16 protein-coding genes and 3 pseudogenes are annotated in these 20973 nt (G+C 59.4%); 7 read left to right on the forward strand and 12 right to left on the reverse strand.

Translation table 11 applies throughout. From position 1 onward, the window contains the following. Both ASG68_RS30330 and ASG68_RS30335 read left to right on the forward strand, forming a co-directional pair. Positions 1-183, forward strand: a pseudogene (locus ASG68_RS30330) (integrase core domain-containing protein); the annotation flags it as partial. Between the two features lie 173 nt (positions 184-356). Next, a pseudogene (locus tag ASG68_RS30335) lies at positions 357-542 on the forward strand (transposase); the annotation flags it as partial. A gap of 616 nt (positions 543-1158) precedes the next feature. Here ASG68_RS30335 and ASG68_RS08155 read toward each other — a convergent pair. The 10 genes from ASG68_RS08155 to ASG68_RS08200 form a co-directional block, all read right to left on the reverse strand. Continuing rightward, entirely contained in the window at positions 1159-2733 is a 1575-nt protein-coding gene (locus ASG68_RS08155; protein WP_062609297.1) for a GMC family oxidoreductase N-terminal domain-containing protein, read from the reverse strand. Then, positions 2730-4748: a metallophosphoesterase family protein gene (locus ASG68_RS08160; protein WP_062609298.1), complete on the reverse strand. Its 2019-nt coding sequence runs from the start codon at positions 4746-4748 to the stop codon at positions 2730-2732. Before ASG68_RS08160 ends, ASG68_RS08155 begins: the two co-directional genes overlap by 4 nt. After that, complete coding sequence (locus ASG68_RS08165; protein WP_062609300.1) at positions 4745-6271, reverse strand: patatin-like phospholipase family protein; 1527 nt, start codon at positions 6269-6271, stop codon at positions 4745-4747. The genes ASG68_RS08160 and ASG68_RS08165 overlap by 4 nt, the downstream gene beginning before the upstream one ends. Continuing rightward, entirely contained in the window at positions 6268-6681 is a 414-nt protein-coding gene (locus ASG68_RS08170) for a DUF4345 family protein (protein ID WP_062609302.1), read from the reverse strand. The genes ASG68_RS08165 and ASG68_RS08170 overlap by 4 nt, the downstream gene beginning before the upstream one ends. Beyond that, complete coding sequence (locus ASG68_RS08175; RefSeq protein WP_062609304.1) at positions 6678-7055, reverse strand: hypothetical protein; 378 nt, start codon at positions 7053-7055, stop codon at positions 6678-6680. Before ASG68_RS08175 ends, ASG68_RS08170 begins: the two co-directional genes overlap by 4 nt. After that, positions 7052-7531, reverse strand: a complete 480-nt coding sequence (locus ASG68_RS08180) for a hypothetical protein (protein ID WP_062609306.1) — start codon at positions 7529-7531, stop codon at positions 7052-7054. Before ASG68_RS08180 ends, ASG68_RS08175 begins: the two co-directional genes overlap by 4 nt. Positions 7532-7533: 2 nt before the next feature. After that, positions 7534-8424 carry an acetoacetate decarboxylase family protein gene (locus ASG68_RS08185; RefSeq protein WP_062609307.1) on the reverse strand — a complete coding sequence of 297 codons (891 nt, stop codon included), beginning with the start codon at positions 8422-8424 and terminating at the stop codon, positions 7534-7536. Positions 8425-8428: 4 nt separating this feature from the next. Continuing rightward, a complete protein-coding gene (locus ASG68_RS08190; protein ID WP_062609309.1) occupies positions 8429-9487 on the reverse strand; it encodes an alpha/beta fold hydrolase in 1059 nt (352 codons plus the stop codon). A gap of 49 nt (positions 9488-9536) precedes the next feature. Continuing rightward, on the reverse strand, positions 9537-11642 hold the full coding sequence (locus tag ASG68_RS08195) for a hypothetical protein (RefSeq protein ID WP_156384836.1): 2106 nt from the start codon (positions 11640-11642) through the stop codon (positions 9537-9539). A 141-nt stretch (positions 11643-11783) separates the two neighbouring features. Continuing rightward, complete coding sequence (locus tag ASG68_RS08200; RefSeq protein ID WP_244484142.1) at positions 11784-12617, reverse strand: alpha/beta fold hydrolase; 834 nt, start codon at positions 12615-12617, stop codon at positions 11784-11786. 520 nt (positions 12618-13137) lie between these two features. Here ASG68_RS08200 and ASG68_RS08205 point away from each other — a divergent pair. Then, complete coding sequence (locus ASG68_RS08205) at positions 13138-13818, forward strand: hypothetical protein (protein ID WP_062609313.1); 681 nt, start codon at positions 13138-13140, stop codon at positions 13816-13818. Positions 13819-13909: 91 nt separating this feature from the next. On the opposite strand, the gene ASG68_RS31235 is transcribed toward ASG68_RS08205, so the two are convergent. After that, positions 13910-15367 (reverse strand): hypothetical protein, encoded by a 1458-nt coding sequence (locus tag ASG68_RS31235; protein WP_156384837.1) that lies wholly within the window; start codon positions 15365-15367, stop codon positions 13910-13912. Positions 15368-15449: 82 nt separating this feature from the next. Between ASG68_RS31235 and ASG68_RS31240 the strand changes: the two are divergent. After that, a pseudogene (locus tag ASG68_RS31240) lies at positions 15450-15545 on the forward strand (IS66 family transposase); the annotation flags it as partial. 551 nt (positions 15546-16096) lie between these two features. Here the strand turns inward: ASG68_RS31240 and ASG68_RS08215 are convergent. Beyond that, positions 16097-17992 (reverse strand): mechanosensitive ion channel family protein, encoded by a 1896-nt coding sequence (locus ASG68_RS08215; RefSeq protein WP_244484143.1) that lies wholly within the window; start codon positions 17990-17992, stop codon positions 16097-16099. Positions 17993-18650: 658 nt separating this feature from the next. Between ASG68_RS08215 and ASG68_RS08220 the strand changes: the two genes are divergently transcribed. The 3 genes from ASG68_RS08220 to ASG68_RS08230 all read left to right on the forward strand — a co-directional run bounded on the left by ASG68_RS08220 (position 18651) and on the right by ASG68_RS08230 (position 20901). Then, on the forward strand, positions 18651-19400 hold the full coding sequence (locus ASG68_RS08220) for a sensor histidine kinase (RefSeq protein WP_162247270.1): 750 nt from the start codon (positions 18651-18653) through the stop codon (positions 19398-19400). Positions 19401-19525: 125 nt separating this feature from the next. After that, complete coding sequence (locus ASG68_RS08225; protein WP_062609319.1) at positions 19526-20053, forward strand: RrF2 family transcriptional regulator; 528 nt, start codon at positions 19526-19528, stop codon at positions 20051-20053. A gap of 197 nt (positions 20054-20250) precedes the next feature. Further along, a complete protein-coding gene (locus ASG68_RS08230) occupies positions 20251-20901 on the forward strand; it encodes a response regulator transcription factor (protein ID WP_062609321.1) in 651 nt (216 codons plus the stop codon). Positions 20902-20973: the final 72 nt, after the last annotated feature.

Consider the following 20973-nt stretch of genomic DNA (forward strand, 5'->3'; position numbering starts at 1 on the left):
TTGCGCGACGAATGCCTCAATGAGCACCTGTTCACCAGCTACCGCCATGCCAGAGAGATCATCGAAGATTGGAGAAACGATTATAACCTGAACCGCCCGCATACGAGCCTCGACGGCTTGACCCCTTATGAGTTTGCAACCCGGTCCCGACAGGACCTGAACCTGAACAGAGCTAACTTATAAACGCGGACAAACAGGGGAGCACGTCATGGTCCAACGGGTTGAAAGAAGCCAGCGGGTCGTGAGCTGCGGGTTTCGCGTCGTTCTGTTCCGCTAACCAAAGATAGCTGAGGATCGAGTGCTTGAACCGCGCCGGGTTTGCCGGAGGCTCCAACTTCTGAGAAAGTGGAGCCACTATGAGCAAGACAACGAACAAGTTTTCACCTGAAGTCCGTCAACGCGCCATTCGTATGGTGTTGGATCACGAAGCCGAGTACCCTTCGCGGTGGGCTGCCGTTTCATCTATTGCGGCCAAGATCGGTTGCTCGCCAGCCACGTTGCACGAATGGGTCAAGAAGACCGAGGTCGACAGTGGTAACCGATAGTAGAGAAATACGATCGGACCGGGACGATCGGCAGGTACGTAATCGTTTCCGTTTTAAAGTTGCTAACGTCGCATGCTGGGGAGACGACAATTCCGCAGATGGACTCTCCGCGAAAAAGGCCCATTCCAGGCAGGCCGGTCCAAATGTCGCCACATGCATTATCTGCAGGCGGAAGCGTTTCGTAGTAGCTTTTTGCGTTGACTGGTTTGAACTGCACGACACATCATGCCCGTTAGTGTGACACCGCTAAGCTAGTGAATTCGGCTACCAACTGGTAGAGGGGAGAGAGGTTGTGCACCTTAAAGTTATGGATTGAGCCTGCAGCCAAAGAAATCAGATGCGATGTGCGGTGTGCCACCTTCTTGCACCACTAAGTTACCTGCGATCGCTCCATTCCTGTTTCGCTGACGGTTGGCTGGGACTGTCACGGCGCCTGTGACCAGACACCAAAAACGAGATATGGTTATCAAGCTAGATCGCCTTTGATCTTCTGATTGCTCCACCGCATCCATCCTCTAGTATATCTGCTAAAGGACATTATGACATATATTCAGCCCCTTAGTGTCCTGTTACCCGAACTGATCGTAGGTTCGAGTCCCTTCAAGGCGAATTCTCATTTTCGTAGCATGATGTCGAGTGTACGCTCCGCCAAAGCGGCGATCGTTTTCGAAGGATTTAGCCCGATTGGCCGCGGCACAGCCGCGCCATCTACGACATAAAGTCCTGGATGGCCGAAAACTTCGCCAGCGTGATCGATGGTGCCGGCCGCCGACGACGCGGCCATCCCGCAACCGCCCAGCGGATGGGGCGTGACGAGATTGCGCAGAACTGTCCAGGTCGGCGGCACCTGTGGGGTGCCGCCCGTGGCCGCGCTGAGCCGTTCATGGGCGGCGATCAGGCGGCCGATCCCTCGCTCCGACCGCTTGACGTTCCAATCGAGCTTGAGGCGACGGCGCCAGGGCCGCAGCCAGTCGCGCCCATAGTAGAGGCGGCCGTCCCCGCCGTCGACGGCCTGGCCGAACCACGGCATCATGTTTTCCAGGGTGTCGCCGTCATAGGCGAGGCCCGCGAGCATTTTCAGGAAATTGGATCCGGGTCGCATGCGCCCCTGCTTCGCACCGGCGCGGATCGCGTTGCCAAGGGCGTCGGGAAAGCCGCCGTCCTCCACGAAGTAGCGGGCGCCACCATCCTTGCCGTCGAGGAAATCGATCGCGGCGGTGATCGTCGGTCCGAGGGTCGGAGACAACGTGCGGTCGTCATAGAAGGCGGGCGTCAGGAAATCGCCGTTCGAACTCCAATTGCTTCCGAGCGCAGGGCTGACTTTGGGCAGGCTTGCGAAGAGATCGCGGGACCGGAAAAGCAGTTCCGTCGAGCCCAGCGAACCGGCCGCCAGGAAGACATGCCTCGTGCGGACTACCCGTTCACGGCGCTTGCCGTTGCCGATCTCGTGATAGACGACGGCGTAGTGACGCCCTTCCGCCACGATATGCGACACCATTGCCAGCGGCCTGATCTCCGCGCCCTTCTCCTCGGCCACCGCCAGGTAGTTGAGATCGAGTGTGTTCTTTGCCTGCGCCTTGCAGCCGATATCGCAATTGCCGGCATGGACGCAGTAGCCTTGTTTCCTGCCGAAGGCGTTCTCGAAGCTGCGTGTTGCGACCTCCGATTCCGGCCGGCTTTCGGGGAAGGTGCCTTCCGGGTCGAAAGACACCGCCAGCTCCAGTTTTCGCAGCCGCTTCTCTTCGCCGATCGCTGCGGCGGCATCGCGCATCAGCGTGTAGCGGGGCGTCAGTTGGTTGTCCGGGATGACCTCTGGCTTCAGCATGGCGGCGACCCGTGCGTAATAGGGCGCCATTTCCGCAAAGGTGATCTGGCTCGGCCAGCCGGACTCGAAAGCCTCCTTCGGCGCGTCTATCGACACATTCGCATAGATCAGCGAACCGCCGCCAACGCCGGCACCCTGGGCCACCCACATGTCATCGAGGAAACGGAGATCGATCCAGCCGTTCTGCTCCTCCGGCTCGTCGACATCGAAGATCCAGTCATCGTCCGGGCCGCGCGGATAATCGTCCGGGCTCCAGCGACGACCGCGCTCCAGCACCAGTACGCGTTGGCCGGCCTCGGCAATCCGGCAGGCCGCGACCGCGCCGCCAAAGCCGCTGCCGATGATGATCGCGTCGAAGATCATGTGGTCGTCACCTCCGGGACCTTAGCCAGGGAGCCTGCCAGCCCGGTGATCTCCTGGACTTCGATCCCCCTGGAAATCACGATCGGTTTCTCGATCAGGTGAGGTTGCAGCGCCTCGGCGGGGCTGAAAAGATGGGTGGCGCCCTTCGGCACCGCGAACGTATCGGAGGCAAAGATCCTGGCGACGGCACGCCCCATCGCGTTCGGCCGCGGCGCATGCTCTGCCGGCAGCGTCGGTTTCCAGGTCGTCACCACCTTGCGAAGACCGATGGGATAGATCGTCAGCCCATCCTTGTCGATTTTCATGCGCAGGAAGCATTTCCAGTCCTGGATGGCTTGGGAGGAAAACACCTCCTGCTCGTGCCAGCCAAAGGCGGCGTTGGCGAAAAAGAGATAGGTGCCGAAGGCAAGGCCACAGAAAAGCGTGGTCAAGCCGATCGCAATGACCGGAAGGAGCAGATCGCGCAAAAGACCTCCGCTCACGATCAGGTCGAGCACGGCGGCGGCGAGGATAGCACTCAGTATTGCGGCGCCAATCTGCACAAGGAAGTGGAAAAAGCCCAGCAGTAGGCTCTTCCAGCGCGCGCCGCCGCGTTTTGCGCCGCTGCTTGCAAAGCCCCAGAAGCCGGCCAGGATCACGGCGAAGACGGTCGTCGTGGTCGGAGACGTGACCAGGATCGACACCAGCCGCCACAGCCCGTCGCCCAGGCTGCTTCTCACGACGGTGAGAAACGGCGCGGCGGTACGCGATGCCGCATCGGCCGAAGGACCGTGGCTGCTGGTCTGAAACAACCAGAGCAGATACAGCATGACGCAGCCGAGCGCCGCGCAGAACAGCTTGTGGCGCCGCACCATTGCAAATGCGCCGGTGCGCATCGCCTTGGATTCCTCGATCGAGGGAAATTCACACTTACGGGCTGCGGTCTGGTCTTCGTCGATGCGCAATTTTTCCGGCTGCATCGTGGTGCCCAGGGTAAACGCGCCGCCGCCACCGCAGGTGATATATTGCTTGCCATCGGCGCCGTCATGCCGCGCATAGTGGTGGAGGTCGCCGGACAGGAAGACCGGCACCCCGCCATCGTTGGCAAGCTTGGCGATCTTGGCAAGCCTGTTCCAGGCCTCGGAAAGCAGCGTCTCCTCGCCATCGGAATCGCTGCGATCGGCACACTCGACCCAGGCGGGCTTGGCGGTGCACAGGACCACCCTGTCGTCAGGCCCCATCCTGTGCGCCTGCGCCTGGAAATAGGCGAGCTGCGGCGGATCGATGTCGTCTTCGCTCGCAACATCGACGCCCCAGATCCACCAGCCGTGCGGCAGCATGATCGAAAAATAGCTGCGCGGCTGCTGCACGTACCAAGCGCCGATCCAGCGCCGGGGATCGAACTGGCAGAAGAGCCGGACGAAGCTGATCAATCCGTCATACCAGTCGTGATTGCCGGGAATGACGAAAAGGGGCCGCCCGCCCGGGTCGTCGTCGGGAGCGTGCGGGTCGCACGAGCCCCAGGGCCGTGCGGCATAATAGGGCTGGAACGTGCGCGATTGATAATCCGCCTGCGTCGCATAGGGATAGACTTGGTCGCCGCCGAAGATCAGCAGGTCGGCGCGCGGCAAGGCCAGGCTTTCGGGAGGCCCGCCATCGGCATCCGGCTCGACATTGGGCTGCTCCAACAGCGGCTGGGGGACCGGCTCGCCCGGCTCTTTAAGGAAGAGATAGTCGCGCCCGATTAGCCAGGCGACGGAATGCGTGGCATCGAAGCCGTCGCCGATATCGGCGACATAGTCGACCCACACGGTGTCTTTCAGGTGAAGCGTCCCGTCTCTTGGAAAAGGCGCCTTGCTGTCAGGCCCGTTGTCGAGGGCTGCCAGCAATTCCCGGCGGCCCGTCTGGGTGCCGATCAGGCTGTTGACGAGGGCCTTGACCCCGGTCGCAGCCAGGAGCCGCAGGCTGAACCAGCCGACGGCCGCCGGCCGGTCGATGCTGACGCGATTCTTCGCTTCGACAGGTATCTCGCTCATTTACGCCTCCCCAAGTCATACATGCGCCAGAGCTTTGACGAGAAGAACCGGGCGAAGGCTGCGACCGTGCGCAAGCGCTGCCAAAATCCGATGCAGTCGCGCGCGTGCAGCGTTTCGAGAAGCCTCAGAAAATCGAAGACGCCGAGGCGAAGGACACCGGCCGCCACGACTGGACCGCTGCGATCGTGCCCCTCATGAACTTGGACGAAGAGCGTCGTCGTATTCCGCCACAACCGCCAGAACGGCCCCTTGCGGATCGATTTGCGGCCGGAAAACCAATAGTGCTTCCCATCGTGCCGAAACCCTGTCTCATACACCATTTCGACGACGTCGAGGGCGCTGCCCGGCGAGAAGAGCTGGAAGTTGCTCGACGTCGCCGGCAGCGTGAATCCAAGGCGAGGACTGTAGAGGTGCGCGGACATGTCGCCACGGTGATCGGCGCTGCGCACGAAGGCGGCAATATCGCGGATATTGATGGTTGCCCGCAGGACGACCGGGATTGCATTGTTGTCCAGAGCGGCCGTCACGGGGTCGTTCGTCGTGAAAGAGATGCGCCCGGACATGGTCTCGCGAAAAGAGATGCCGGGCGCCGCCTCGATCATCTTCGTGGCCGCGCTGTCCGGATCGACGCCGCTTGCCGTCCTGTTCCTCAGATAGCGGCTGGCATCCATGTACCCCTGATCGACCAGGGCCTCGCCGCTCACCTTGCCGGCCATATAGTCTGGATCTAGCGGGATGGGGCGTTCCGGTTTGATCAGATGCACGACGACCGGCCTATCGTGCCCATAGGGCGTTTCGCCTCTGGCGATTGCTTCGTTCATGCGGGTGATCTCGGCCAGCTCCTGGTTGAGCCATCCGATCGCGCTCATTTCGATCATATGGACATACTGGTTTAGGAAACCGCGCTTGAAGGTGGCGGTGTTGCCGATGCACCAGATGACCCAGAGCTCGTTGGCGCCGTTACGGACCGCCTGCAGCAAATTCGAGTCCTGGATCCATACCGCGTCGGTCCACGTCCTGTTGCCATAGGAAACAGCGGGCGTGAAGAGCGGCAGCGACAGGCCGGCAAGGAGCAGCGGCTCCTGGATATCATGGGCGGGGATCGCCTTCGACGTCTTGTCGCCGAAATCGCATATGTTGAAATAGGCGGAGATGTCCGCCGATTTGCGCACCAGGGCCGCGTTTATGCCGAGATGGGGGAAGACACGCGCGACGATACCGTCGAAGTCCCCAAGCGCCGGCAGGTTCGGGAAACCGAGATAGCCGCGAATGGAAAGCGGCGAAATGAACCCGGTCGGGCGCAGCGTGCGCCAGCGGCGCGCCAGGTCGGCGGGCTCCACGCCCGATAGTAGGGCGGCCAGGTTCATCATGCCGCCGGACGTGCCGTCGGCATGGGAGAAGCGCAGCCCCTCCTCGTGCAGTGCCAGCAACGCGCCGGCCTGATAGGCGACCCGCATGCCGCCTCCGGGAAGGATCAGCGCACGCCGGTTCGGCTGGTCGGGAGCGATCGGAGGCCGGGTCATTTCAACTGGTCTCGTCCGTTGCGGGCGTGACGCCAGACCAGGATCAGCGTGAGCGCCTCCAGTACCAGGAAGAGGACGAAGGCCGTGCGAGGCGGGCCGTCCACAGCCCAAGACAACGCGCGGGCAAGGATCGCGAGGAAGCAGCCGGCGACGAAGATCACGAAATTCTGCCCGCCGGCGAGAATGTCGCGACGATGGTACACGCAGAACAGGCCGAAGGCCGCTTCCGCCGCCTTGAGGAAGCGATATTGGTTGAGGAACATCGCCCCCTCCGGCTGGGTAAGCCAGGCGGGATCGAGGCGAAAAACCCTCTCCAGCTCCCAGGGAGCGATGAAAACACCCGCCATGCCCACTAAAAGGAACATCAGGCCGTAGCCGATCAGGAAGAGATCGGGTAGCAATTTGCTCATGGTCCGAGCCTCCTCCAGAAAATCAGGGCGAGAAGGCCGGTCAGCGCATCGAACGCGGCAACGCCGAGCGCCAGGGGTGCGAATATGCCCTTCATCCATCCCATCGTGACGAGAACGGCGGCGGCCAGCTTCTGGACCGCGATCCACAGCGGAATGGCCGGCTCTTCCGAGCGCCTCCAGAGCGATTGTAGGAACATCGCGCCGGTGATGACCATGAACATGCCGATCGTCATGAACATGTGAACGACCGGCGGGCGGGCATCGGTGGCGATGATCGAAAGCACGAAGCCGCCCGCCGCCATCTGCGTCACGCCCGAGAGGACGGTAATGGCGGCGATGGCGAGCAGGACCAGGCGGAGGAGCGCGTCATTCATCGGTCCGCCCTCGCGGCGTAGGCGAGCCGGGCGAAATAGTACATCATGGCCAGCCACATGACGATCCAGAGCGACACCCGCACGCGATTGAGACCCGCCCAGGCGCTGAAGGTTCCCGCCAGTTCGGCCGGGTCGGCAATGCCTTTTCTCAAGGCTTCGTTATGCGGGAAGATGAGATAGATCGTCGTCAGCGTCGAAGCGATCAAGGCGGCAAGCACGACCACCGGCACCCACCTTATGCCCGAAAGCCATTCGGTGACGAGCATGACGAAACCGGTGATCAGCATCACCGCGGTCATATAGGTGAAGAACCGGGTGGCGTTGTCGACCGGCTCGACGAAGATCAGGTAGTAATTGTCGACGGTCAGCTTCGGCTCCAGCGGGAACTGGAAGAAGAGCAGCGATATGCCGGTTCCCAGATAAATCGAGCAGCACAGGAACAGGATGGCGTTGTTGACGACGATGGCTCTTGGCATCTTCACTCCTTGTCCAGGTCGAAGCCGGCGTCGCGGGCCGGCGGCGGCAGCCGCGTTTGGCCGTAGCCGAGCGGATAGGTGGCCTCCAGCCCCTCGCCGAGGGGGTGTTCCGGGCGCTCCCTGGGCGTCACGAACCAGCAGTCGAAATAATCGTCGAGCATGCCGCGCACGTCGGGAATGTAGGCGGCAAAGACCGGATCGGGGCAATGTTCGAGCGACAGCAGCTTTTCGGCGCGCGGATGATCGCCGAGGATGAAGCGTGCCGAGCCCGGTTTCATCAGATGGACACCGGCCTTGCCCTGGAAATAGATGAACGAGCGCATAATCATGCCGCGGAACTGACAATAGTTCGCAGCCCCCATGTCGAGCGGTATGGGGAAGCGCCGCGGGACCCTGACATCGAAGCGGCTGACCATTCGCCCATCGAGGTCGTATTGCGCGCTCACCCAGGCCCGTCCTTCGGCAAAATCGAGATTCGCCTGATGCTTGGGCATGCCCCAGATCCCTCTCCCGCCCTTGACGGACACCTCGGTGGAAACGGGAAGATCGACGACGAACTGGCCAGTACCGTAGGCCCGCTGGAACAGCGCGGGCAGAAGCCGCGGCGGCGGTCGGCCGCCGCGGGTGCAGGCGATCGCAATCGAATATTCGATGTAGGACCCGATATCCGTCTTGCGGTAGTCGATCACCGTGACGAGGAGCAGCGCATTTTTCCACAGCCGGAACGGCCGGACGTAACCGTCCGGTATCAGCGCCGCCGCCGCCTCGTAATTGCACGGAAAGGCCGCGATGACGGCCGCCGCCTGCCATGAATCCACTGGCATGACATAGCGAATTCCATCCACATAGGCGTGCCGTCCTTCAAGTTCCTTCTGCCGTGCCGGACGCGCCATGGTGTCAACCTCGGGACAATTCATCGATAATGAGTGGGAATACCGCGTTCGGGGCGTCCTTGCCGATGAACACATCGAGATGCCCGTAACCTGCCAGTTCGTAACATCCGTGCCGGCCCGGCGCATGGCGATCGAGGAAATCGTAGGTTCGCGCCTGGCTCGCCGGCAGAAAACACGCATTGAACTGCCCGGCGAGCAGGACGACGCGCGCGTCCGTCCTCGGCGGCCGTTCCACGACGCTTGCAGGCAGGATGTCGTTTAACCGGCCGGTCGAAACTAGGTGCCCGGCCGCGATGCATCTCGACATCTGCCGGAAGAAGGTCATCGGAACATGGGCGAATTCGCCCTTCAGCCATTCGTGCACGTCCGCCGTCAGGTTTTCGTGCCTCCACAGGGTCGGTGCGCCGGAGCCGAACGTGAAGGAGGACCATTTGCACACCGGGTTGTTGCATTCGTGCCGGGTGGCCCGGACATAGAAGTCGAACACCTGCGGCCAGCCCGATGGGGCGCTGATGCCCCATTGCGGATTGAGATAGGGCAGAAAACGGCCGAGTGCCGGCACCGCATAGAGCGCTTTCAGGCGCGCGGGACCGGGCACGACGGGGTGAAGCGAGACTGCGTTGGAGACGACCGTCGTCACCTGCGGCAAAAGCCCGGCCACTAGGGACATCATGAAGCTCGTCGAGCCTTGGCAATGCACCAGCGCCTTGAGCGTATACGCGCCGGTATGTTCGAGGATCGTCGCGACCGCTGCGGGATAGTCGAACACCGCCGCCTCATCAAGCGTCCACTCGTTCGGCGGCTGTTGGATGCTCGCCCGCCAATCCAGGTTCCAGACGTCGAAGCCCGCCCTGGAGAGAGCCTCGTCGATATTGCCGGGCCGCGGCGGCTGGAAGATATTGCTGCGGACACCCGCGCCGTGGACGAGCAGAAGCGGGCCGAGATCATCCTTCGACGCAGGGGGACGTCGCCGCAGTCTCAGCGTCCTTGCATCTTCGGTCCGGAAGAAAACCTCCTCCACCGTCGATTTCGGTCGCTCCAGAATTCCACTGCCCTCAAGCATAAGCTTTCCCCAGCTGCGGACCGCCCGGCATGGGCGTCGTAGGACTGCCTCATCGTACCATTGCGTATTGCAGCCACGGCTGGTCGCCGGGGTCCTCGTTGCTGCCTTCCTTCAGCAGCCAGGTGGCCAGATCGGTCCTCTTTTGAGGATCCTGGCAGACCTCGAAACTGATGTTGGGTTCGCGCTTCAAATCCATGCAGACGGCCAGGGAGGTCATGATCCCTCCGAACTCGTCTTTGGCGACCTTGATACTCTTCGCGGTGGTGCCCGTATCCTGGTGTAGCGTCGCCGTAAGAAGCCCTTCCAGTTTCTGCAGGGCCGCCCCGGCCGCCATCGCCTCGGCACAGACGAACACGCCGACATTCGGCCGAAACTCCGCAACCAGCCCGGACGCCTGGTCGGAGGGGAGCTGGCTCAGGTCAACAGCCGGACCGAGGCGCGCCTTCGCATATTCCGCGCAAGCGCCGCCATAGGCCGGCACGTCAGGAAAACTCGATACCGCGGTCCCCTCGGTTACGGGTTGCGATGCTTTGAACGCGTTGGCTCTTAGGGCAAAGGCCACGGGAAATCCGGTACTTGCCAAGGAGATATCGCTTGCCTTCAAGCGTGTGTCCTGGCCTACGGCAGTCAGAAAGCCGCTCCATGCAGCATCGATGCTCCCAGCCGCTTCGTCTCTACGCCTGATCCGGTCCCTGATGTCCTCACTCAGCTCGGAGTTCCTCGAAAGACGCTTGCGCACGTCAATGTCGAGGATAACCATTCGCGTATAGGCCTCGGAGGCGGTCGCGTAATAGTCCGTGGCATATTCGTTATACCGCACGATGTGCGCGACGATGGAAGGCGAAACGCTCTTTGCAGGCAGCACCTTGCCGAGTAGGTCGGCGATGCCCGCCTGATCGTATTCGTGTGCTTTACCGGATCGGGTTTCTTCGCAGGAAACCGAGAAATTGTTATAAACTTTGGTTTGCCAACGCAGATAATTGCTCGCTAGCCATAAGAACGGCGTGCCGCGCGCGGCCTTACCCGCGTTCGGATCGCCCTTCGGCTGCTCGGCCCGCGCCAATGCGGCTGCCTCGTCTAAGCTTGCGATCGCGGCGCAAAGGGCGGAGTCGCGCGATGACGAGTCGCGGGCCAGCTGCCACATCAGCACGGCAACCGTGGCATTGTATTCCTGGCGCACCAGACCCGAGACGGGGTCGCTGGCGTCCATTTCCGGATGAGTCATATACTCGGTGAGTCGCTCTACCTCGACAAGAAGGTCGTTGGCGCCGAAGGCGGTGCGGTAGCTCGCCGGCCGGCTGAGGATGTCGCGTTGGATAGACGCTATATCGTGCAGCGCCTGATATCTCAGATCGGTCGGGCCGAGAACGGTGAGCTGCTTGGAAAACGCCACCGCCTGATCGAGCTGCCCCGCGGCAATCGCCCGGGCCGTCGACCTTTCGAAATCCCGCGCCATTTTTTGGACGAGATCGCCAGCGGGCGGGCTGAGCCAGGACGAGACGGCGATTAGGACGACCGCGGTGCCGCAGCAGGTCGCGATGCTGAGCACGGCAAACCGGGAGGAGAAAATCCGCCGCGGGCTGCGCGTCACGATCATGTATGAAATCACGAAGATAAGAGCGGCGATGCAAACGAGAATCGCGAAATATCGCACGATCTTCACGAAAGAATCTTCCGCCGTCTGGATCGTCTTGACAGCGACGATCTCCAAGGCGCCGATCTTTTGATCAAGCCGCCGGTCGACATCCTCGATCTTGTCCTGAACGAGCCGGTCGGCGGACGCGAGCAGCGGAACGATGGTCTCGTCGAACCTGCGCCGATACTCCTCTCCCGTCTGGCCGATCAAGGTCGACGCCGCCGCCTGCACCTTAACGATAAGGGTGGTGCCGGTCTGGTCGGCTTTCTCCGCCGCCTCGTTGAGCAGCTTTCGCATGTCTTCGGTCGCGGTGTGGATCGTCGGCGCCGCCAGGCCATTGAGGCCTTGCCCCAGTATACCACCGACGCCGCCGGCAACGTCGCCGAGCGCGTCGGAGATTGCCCGCCCTGGATTGTGAATTAGCTTCTTCAGGCTGAACGCTTCGACGTCGTCGGCAGTGTACACCAGGAACACTGAAAACGAAAAAACCGCAATTATTGCTCGAAACAACTGCCTCATCCCAGCCCCCAAGGATAAACGGCCTATGTCTGCAACTTTGGATTTTGAAGGCCGGAAAGTCAAGAGCTCTGGTAGATGAAAGACTGCGCCGGATGCCGCGAGGACGCGATCGCGGATTCACACAGCGGGGTCCTTATGCGATTATTTCTCGTTGCGGTTTTTCAGACTTGTGAGGATGAAGGCACCACTCAGCGCCGGCTGGTCCCACATCGGAAAGTGGCCGCATTCCTCGAACCAGTGCAGCGTCGAACCGGGGAAGGCCGCCTTCGCGCGGATGGCTTGCCGGGGAAGGCAGAGTCTGTCCTGTCGGCCCCAGCCGATGGCCACGGACGAAACGCTGCTCGCCCGAGGTCCGGCCTGCGTTGACATGGAGGTCAGGTCGCGGGCGATGGCTTCGAAATTCGATGCGTCCGCACAACCCTGGATCTCTTGCTCGATGAACTGGCGGGAAAGAACAGAAGGCTTGTGCGATAGCTGGCTGAGAGCCACCCCGCGGGCGATCCGACCGGCCAGAACGCGTCGGTAACGGCCCAGTCCCCTTATGAGCTTAATGGTGGCCATCAGGCTGGCGAAGACATAGTTCGTCTCCCAGCCATGCCAGAAACCGCCGGGATCGAATGCGATGGCCGAACGCACGCTGCCGCGGCGGGCTAATTCCAGGACAATACGGCCGCCGAGCGAACTACCCACGACATCAGCGGCCTGCAGCCCTTCCGTTTCCAGAAAATGCTCGACAGCGCAGACCAGGCCATCAAAGGTGGACGTTTGGGTGGTTGTCGGAGAGCCTCCATGGCCCGGAAGATTGAGCACGACGAGCCGGCGGTGCCTGACCAGTTCATCGGCGAGCAGGTCCCAAGAGCGGGCCGTTCCGCCCAAGCCATGGACAAGCACGAGCGGCTCGCCTTTCCCTCTTTCTTCGAACCTTATCATCAAGTCGTCTTGGACCATTTCGAGAAAACGATAGCCGACCAGCATTGTTCCGGGTAGCTCCTGTCTACGCTACCGGCTACAGTCACGCAAAAGTGCCAGTCGGCTTTCGGCCGCATATTGCCATCCTGGAGAGGAAGCAGTTGCGCCGATTGGAAACTTAGACAAAGCTGCGGAACAACGGGGTCGAAGTAACATATCCCTTAAAGGCGCGTGCGAAGCATCTTCGCGGTCGGGGTGGTTTGTAGGAAAAATTTGCACGGACATGCATCAATACAGTCGCATTCCCTGATTGAAGCGATAGCGTGACGCTAAACTGGTGGAGGAAATGTATGATCCACTGGCCGATCCGGTCGGCTCGTGACTCGCATCGTGATCGACAGGATCGACCGCATGACGCAGAGCGGGTCTCGACGCAACGGACTATCTGAAAGTTTGATAGCGGGCAATTGCGGTGATCCGTCCACCAGTTTGTCAGCATGAACGGCGGGATTGGAAAGGCGAACCGGGATCGCAAAGAGCCGCTTATTCAATCGAACCGGTGGTAACTAGAGGCGAGGGGGGGAGGATGACGAAAGAACATCTGACAACGCTTTGGAAATGGTTATGCCTCGGCTGCTTTGCCTATGTGGTCGGCAGCGTGATCACCATCCAGGGCGGCGTCGATATTTTTGGCGCGAAGTTTCTTGCCGACGCCGAAAAGGATGGCGTGGCTATCATCGGCTATTTCTCCGTAATTGTGGGTTCGTTTTTGATGTGCCTCGCGCTTACGATCGCTATGGTCTATGCACGGCGTCACGGGCGGGCTTGGCATGAGCGCATCCCCGTCGTCATGCTCGATGGACTGAAAACTGGCAGCGTTGAGGGCCGGATATTTCAGCTGGCCGTTGTTCTAATGCTAATCATCGTTCCGCTCGCCGGCATCGGTCGTTCCATGATCGTCGCGAACGAAGGTACGATATGTGAGCAGACAGCCCCGGGAGTTTCCCCAATTCATTATCCCGGTGGCCAATGGCGGCTTATCAACCTGCCCTCGTCTCAGAGTCAACTGCGCCTTATGACAATGGAGACGCCACCGGGAATTTGTGGGGGTCACGGAGTCGAAATCTCATGGTACACGCCGATTTTATTCGGTGCGATGCCCGGGGTTGTAGTCACACTCTTTCTCGCATGGTTGTTTTTGCTGCTTCGTAGTCCGTCAAAACTTGAACAAATTCCTCATGGATGGGATAAGATCGCCCCTGAATAGATCCAGCGGAACTCGATACCACCGCTTAACTTGGGATCAAAAATGTTTAGCCGGTGCAGTGTGCGTTGCGGCAGGAAAATCCAAGAGCCCTCTACTTATTTTTGATCGTGATCTGACCGTTCCAAAGTAACGCCTCAAACCGGCCATTGTCCGAGCCTTGCTGATAGCGAAGAGTTGGAGACGTGATAGAAATGCGGATATGATCAAGTGATGTTGAGCACGCTCGGCGGGAGATCGTCGCGTCAACTTGTGGGTTTCGGACCTGTGAATCTAGTGACAGCGAAACTGGGAGGCTGTTGCCTTCCCTGAAAGTATATGTCCCAATTGCCACCTCCTTGAGTTCGGAATTTGTCGTTGAAGGTACCTTGTAAGTTCCTGAGAGTTGAAGGTACCCGTGGCCACCGCCAGGGCAGTTGCATACCTTCGGTACCAAGCCACCGCCGATGCAGTCTCTGTTTCTGCCGCGCATGCTCCCGGTAGCCGTCACAACGGTACCACCTATTGCACAGTTATCAGAAGAACTACCCACATTGCTGGAATCTACCCACGCTGTGTTACATTGAATTTCTGTGGCGTTCGCGGGGGCTTCGAAACGCGCCGAGGCTGATGTCGTCTCCTCACAACCCATGTTCTTGTAACCAGAGCGCAGTGAATACGATTGATCGACCAAAGATGTCGTTGTTTTCGTTCCGTTGTAGGTCAGCCGCACGTCATAAAATTGTGCGCCTGGCAACGCGTTAGCATTGAATTTCATGCTTTTTTCAGCATTCCACTTGATGGGCCATAAGCCTCGTGGGATTGAATAAAACACCTCCAACTCGATCGGAAATGTGCTACGCGGGTTGCATGGGCCGTTCCCGAACCCAATTTTTTGCTTCACTTTGTCAGGAATTTGAATCGCAATTCGATCCTCCTGTACAGACAGGCTCTCGGAAGGCAAAGTCTCTCCCGCGACTTTGACAACAGGCAATTTCCGGTCGAGTTCTGGGTCGGAGAGATGAAGACCAAGGACTTCCAGATCGGCAGGCTGCTGGCCGTTATCTGGCGAGAGGTCACGTACTGTCACGCCGTAGAAAATCGGGAAGTGCTTTGTAAATGGCAACCGATCAACGAGTTGGTTCGCGGCGCCCTGGACTCTGTAGATGCTCGCTTGAATATCCTGATTGGTGGCATTTTCGAGGGCGGAGAGTTGGTCGACTTGATCTGCGAGCGCAGTAAAGGTGTTTTGCTCTGCCTGGCTAATTTGGGAAAAGGTCTTACCAAGGCTGTCGGCATACGCAGCAGCGATTTGTTCGATCGTTTGCTTCAGGATGCCGGCGAGGAGCATTTGCTGCTGGGCCGCAGCGATGTTTCCGTGGTCTATCAAAGAATGAGCGGAGTCTTCAATTTGCTTGACTGTCGCTCGCAACCCCTCAAGAAAGCTTCCGACTGAGCCACCAGCAAGGCTTCCGGCTAGGCCTTGTGCCGCAGCAGGCTTGGTTATTGGAACCGAAGGCGTCGATATTGCAAAAGCCGAAAGTGCGACAATCAATACGCTGCGCTTAAACATTTGCTTTCACCCCCCCCAATAATGTCTGCAAGTTATAGATGTAGAAATGCCCATGTTTCAATAGAGATTAATAGAGGTAAGGCCCCTTTATCGGCAGGCCCAGATCATGAGCTGCCAGGGCGTCGATCTTGACCGATCCACGCTCGCCGACTGGGTTGGCTGGGCTGCTTATGAGCTGCCCAATTCGCTTTCGGCCGCGACGATGTTGCATACTACCAGATCCAGGTCGACATAAAGTGTCGAACGCTACTTTTGAAAGGCGTCGCGGACCATCGTCGCGGCTGCAAGGAGGACCGCTGCGTTTGTATGTGTGTATTTGCCCTCCTCCATAGACAGGACATTTTCAGGTTCGAGATTCAAGGCATTTCCGCGCTTTCCATAACCGCGATCGACAACATCCCGCACGATATAATGAGGGCTATCGACGGCGACGTGTCACGTGCGGACCGCAAGGAGCTTTCCGAGCGCGGGTGATTTTCTCGACGATGATGACCCGCGAACATCCGTCAGTCATTCGAGCCGCGAGCAGAAGCGGCAACTAGTTCTGGCCCGGCGCGGGTACCCGATCGCCGATCACGTCAGTAGGCGTCTTCGGCTTCAATTTCAGCTATTTAGCTCTAAGAGGAGTTTGGTCGATGGTTCGAATCCTATCAAGACCATAGAATTCCATGTCTTTTCCAGCAGCCCACGACAAGAGCACGGGGTTCACCGGTGAATCCAAAAAAACAGCTAAGGTTCTGCCGGGCGTTCCCGCTCGCTTGCCTTTGTAAGCTCATGAGCTTGAAAAGCCGCGGCCTGGGCCTCCTGTGTTTTGCTGGAACCGACCTGTACCGACGGTTGAGCGAATTCGATGCCATTTCTCTGGAAGGCTTCGCGTAGCATCCCATAGGCTGAGCGGCGGATGAAACTTTGCTGGCTGGTCGGCAAAGTGATCATTGCGAAGCTGATAACGATCCCATAGGCGCCGAATTCCTCGACGCCTTTCATTTTCAAGGGCTCAATGAAGAGCGGCCCCAGTTCCGGATCGCTGAGCAGTTCCTGGCCGATCGACTTGCCAATTTTGCGCGCCTTCTCAATATCGGTGGCGTACGGTACCGTCACGACGAATTTCACCTTGGACCAATCGCGGCTCATGTTTTCCACCGCGCCGAGTTCACCGAAGGGAATTGTGAAAAGCGGCCCGCGGTGGTGCCGTAACTTGACCGAGCGCAGGCTGAAGCCTTCGACGGTGCCTTTGTAACTCTTCGCCTGGATGTATTCCCCGACCCGGAACGCGTCGTCGAACAGGTAGAAGATGCCGCTGATCACGTCGCGCACTAGTGCCTGTGAACCGAACCCGATCGCGACACCGAATATACCGGCTCCGGCGACTAAGGGTCCTATATCGACACCGAGTTGGCCTAGTATGACGAGAGCAACAGTCACGAAAAGAACGACGGCCACCGCATTTCGCAAGATTGGAAGAAGGGTGTGAAGCCGAGTAGCCGGGGCTTCCTGGACGACGCCATTGGCTTCCAATTCTATAACCGTGCTACTCGAGCTCGGGGGAGGAACGTTGCGGTCGATCGCAGCCTTGGCAAGATGCCAGACCAGATCCGCCAACAGCACCACGACGATACTCTTGAGAAGTCCGTAAAACACGGCTGCCACTCGCGGGTCGCCTTGGCCAACCAAATGCCCATCTATCTCCCATACGATTGCTATCCACGCGACGGCAAGCCCGATGATTGTCGCCCGGGCTCCACGCACAAGAAGGACGTTACGGTTGTCGGAGGGTGCAATCAGGAAATGCGTGGCGATGTACTCCTGCATGGCGTGACCGACCGCGCGCAGCATTGGAGGAAAGACAACAAAGTAGATGCCCGCCCAGAACAGAGCCCTGAAATCGAGACACCACAGCAGCCAGACACCCGCAAGGTAAAGGCTGACCATCGTCCTGACGGCGATGCTTTGGATAAGCCTGCGCCAGACGAGTTCGATTGCGAGCATCAATGTCAGCAGTGAGGCGAGAAGGGCTACCGTGTTAATGGTGCTATCGTCCACCTCAAGGAACGTACTCGCTGCGAGGAAGGCCATGGCAATCAGAACCCAGGTGGCAATGATCTTTAGCCGCCTGTGGATTTCTGGATGGGCGGCGTGCGCGATGCCTGCTGCGATGAAACGATAGGAGATGAAGGCCGCGAGAAAGCAGGCGACGACCAGCCGGACCAGCGGCGGCCATTCGATTGCGAAGAAAAACGCTGCCGTGAATGTGGCGAGGACGGCGGTCGGCAGATAGTGCTCGACCCCCTTGCCGTGACGCCACAACTTGCGACGAACAAGCCATTCTATTGCTGTCGCGAACCCGACAAGCAGACAAAGCGCAATTGTTTTTGTTGCATGACCTTCACTCGTGGCGTCCGCGCGCAGGCGAAGATAGGCCAGTCGCATATCTTCGGGAATGTGCGGTACCGTTGAAACGATGCTTTGAAGTCGGACGCGGGCCCCTGTTTCCCAAGCTGTCACCGCCCGGGCGATATCTCCTGTCGAGGGTTCGTCATGTGTCGTATTCGCGGAGGGTAGCGCAGCCTCGGCTTTTTGATCGATCTGAGCTACCAGCCCGCGGGCAAGATCGGAAACTTCCAAATGCTCCTCCAGCCCCCCGTTTTTTTCCGGTGCGCTGACGTGGTTGGAGCGTCTTCTTGTGTAATGCCGGGCGATGGTATCTGGGCAAAGACTGGAATGGCGCTCAGGAGGACGACCAATGCTGAGAGCCACTTCATGATGTGGCTATCGCCTGGCACTGTGAGAATACCCGGCAAAGACGGATCGGTTTTCGCCGCTTAGATCTTGTCGCCGTTGGCGGTGGATACAGGTTACCGGCCGATGTACCGGAACTCTTCAAGCTCCCAAAGATCAAGCCGAGAGGAAATAACTGGCGGACCGAGCATGTTCGTATGCGCAGATGATATAGCATGTCGCACCTTGCTATTTTAGATCGCTGGTGACGAGAACGGTGCCATACGGACCGCACCACTGCCCAGCCATACGGAGAGTTCGAACTTGCTGGCGGCTCGGAGGATGCGGGTAAACTTTTGGCGCGGATCTACAACCGATCTGGTTAGCTCGGCGTGTTTGCTCGCGTTGCGGTGTCGCTCTCCACCGTGCAAAATCATCCGCGCGAAACCTATCCCTCGGTATGGTTATATCCCACCTTTTGCTTGATCGATTCCACCTGCGCTATCCCTTAGTTTTCTGCGCGTTACCGACCGATTTGGGCCCGTCTGCGCCCATGGAGGATCTCATGTCGCATACAGAAACAGGCTTCGAAGCCAGAAGCGTATACCCGGCCTCTGTTATCGGTGGGGCGGCAACGGGCAGCCCGCCGGATCCCCTGCATGCTACGGTCCATGACCTGGGTAATCTGATACAAGTTGCCGTATCTGCATTGAACATCCTCTCGCGCAACGCTCATTTGGAGGCGGAGCCGAGCCTGCTGCCCATCGTCGTCAGCGCGAGAATATCTCTTCGACGCGCCGGGATGCTCGTGGAGCAGACGATGCGTCGGGCACGAGAAGGAGAGCCTTCGGTCGAACCGGTTAGCATTGCCGGCTGCCTGATAGGGTGTCGGGACCTGGTCGCAAACATCTGGCATCCCGAAATCCGGCTCGACCTGCACATCGAACCGGATCTGCCGCCCGTGATCTGCAACAGGATCGGTCTGCAAGGCGCGATCATGAACTTGCTGACCAATTCGCGCGACGCCATGCCGAATGGAGGAACGATTACACTTGCTGCCCGACGCGTGGAGAGAACCGGATATGCGGCGGTCGTTGCAATAGAAGTCGCAGACAACGGCTGCGGCATGAGCCCGGAGACGCTGCAGCGCGCCTTCGAACCCCTCTTCACAACGAGGGCGACAGGGCTCGGCGGCTTGGGCTTGCCCGTGGTTAAGCGATTTGTCGAGGAAGTCGGAGGATGCGTTGCCGCCGAAAGCAACCTCAACGCTGGCACGCAAGTCACGATGTATCTGCCGATTGCTGAACGCCAATAGCAATCGCATTTGATGGACGTTTCCGGCTCCAGCGCTTGCTGACTTCCGAACGGCGCTGATGTGGTGCGCCCGACGCCGCAAATAAATGCTTGCCTAACATAACGCGGACTATTATAGTCCGCGTTATGGCGCATATGACGGCAGGTGTGGAATACGGGTTGCATTGTCTCCTATGGTTGGCGAGCTCGCCCAAAGCGCCGCTCAGCAGTCGCGACCTGGCAGATTTTCAGGGAATTTCTCCGAGTTTTCTGGCGAAGGTATTTCCGAAGCTCGAAAAGGCGGGGATCGTATCCGCCTCCGAGGGTATCAAAGGGGGGTACCTGCTCGCAAAGCCGCCCGGAGATATCACGGTTCTGGAGGTCGTAGATGCGATCGAAGGCAGGAAGCCTCTGTTCGATTGCCAGGAGATTCGAGGGCGCTGTGCGGTCTATCGGGAGCGTCCACCGTCATGGGCGACGAAAGGCGTGTGCGCTATCCACGCAGCGATGCTGCGCGCGGAAAAGGCGATGCGAGATTCGCTTGCCAGTCAGACGCTGGCAGATATCGCCGGCGAGTTCGGTCCAAAGGCTCCGCCAGAGTTTTCCGACGACGTCCGCAATTGGTTCGCGGACAGGACGAAGGGGCGGTCCCGCGGTGGTGCAGCAGAAGAATGATAGTTGTCCTGAAAAGCTGGAAGAGCGGGTCATGGGCGGCGGCTGACAATGCAACCGTGCGAGGCTGAAACGCCAACGCAGCTGCAAATGGGGATTTAGAGTGATGCAGGATATTTTCGACTTGGCCTGCAACGACGTCTCTTGCGCGCCGACGAGCGTAGTAGAGCGGATGAACTGCCGTGCTGGGAGTTGATCAGATGGATACACATACTGTCGCTGCGGAAAGTCCGCTGGTTCTGGTCGTCGATGATGACGAAGATGTGCGCAATTCCCTTCAGGAACTGATGGAATCGGTCGGCCTCGATGTCGCCTGCTTTCCCTCACCGCGCGAGTTGATGAGCGCCGGCCTTCCCAATCGGCCGGGCTGCTTGGTGCTAGACGTCCGCATGCCGGGCGCGAGCGGACTCGACCTTCAGCACCAACTGTCGACGCGTGGGGTCACAAAACCTATCGTGTTTCTCACTGGATACGGCGACATCCCGATGACTGTCCAGGCCATGAAGGCCGGAGCCGTCGATTTCCTGACGAAACCCGTGCGGGACCAGACCCTTCTGGACGCCGTTATTGCTGGTATCCAGCGCGACGTGGAGCAAAGGGCGCAGGCGGAAAACATCCAGCAGCATTCCACACGGTTTGCCACCCTAACCCCACGCGAACGCCAGGTCCTTGGCGAAGTCGCGCGTGGGCGGCTCAACAAGCAGATCGCGTTTGAGCTTGGGATTAGCGAGATCACCGTGAAGCTCCACCGTAGCAATGTGATGCGCAAGATGCGGACCATTTCCGTCGGCGAACTGATCCGTGCCTGGGATTCACTGCCTTCAAGCATGCGTGACAGATCGCAACCCTGAAGTTGGGGCGCTGCCGTCGAGCGCCTGACGTTCACGTTCATTCCCCACAAAGTTTTAGTCGCGAAGCACAGC

This window comes from Rhizobium sp. Leaf453 (genome assembly GCF_001425605.1).
In the GTDB taxonomy this organism is placed as follows: domain Bacteria; phylum Pseudomonadota; class Alphaproteobacteria; order Rhizobiales; family Rhizobiaceae; genus Pararhizobium.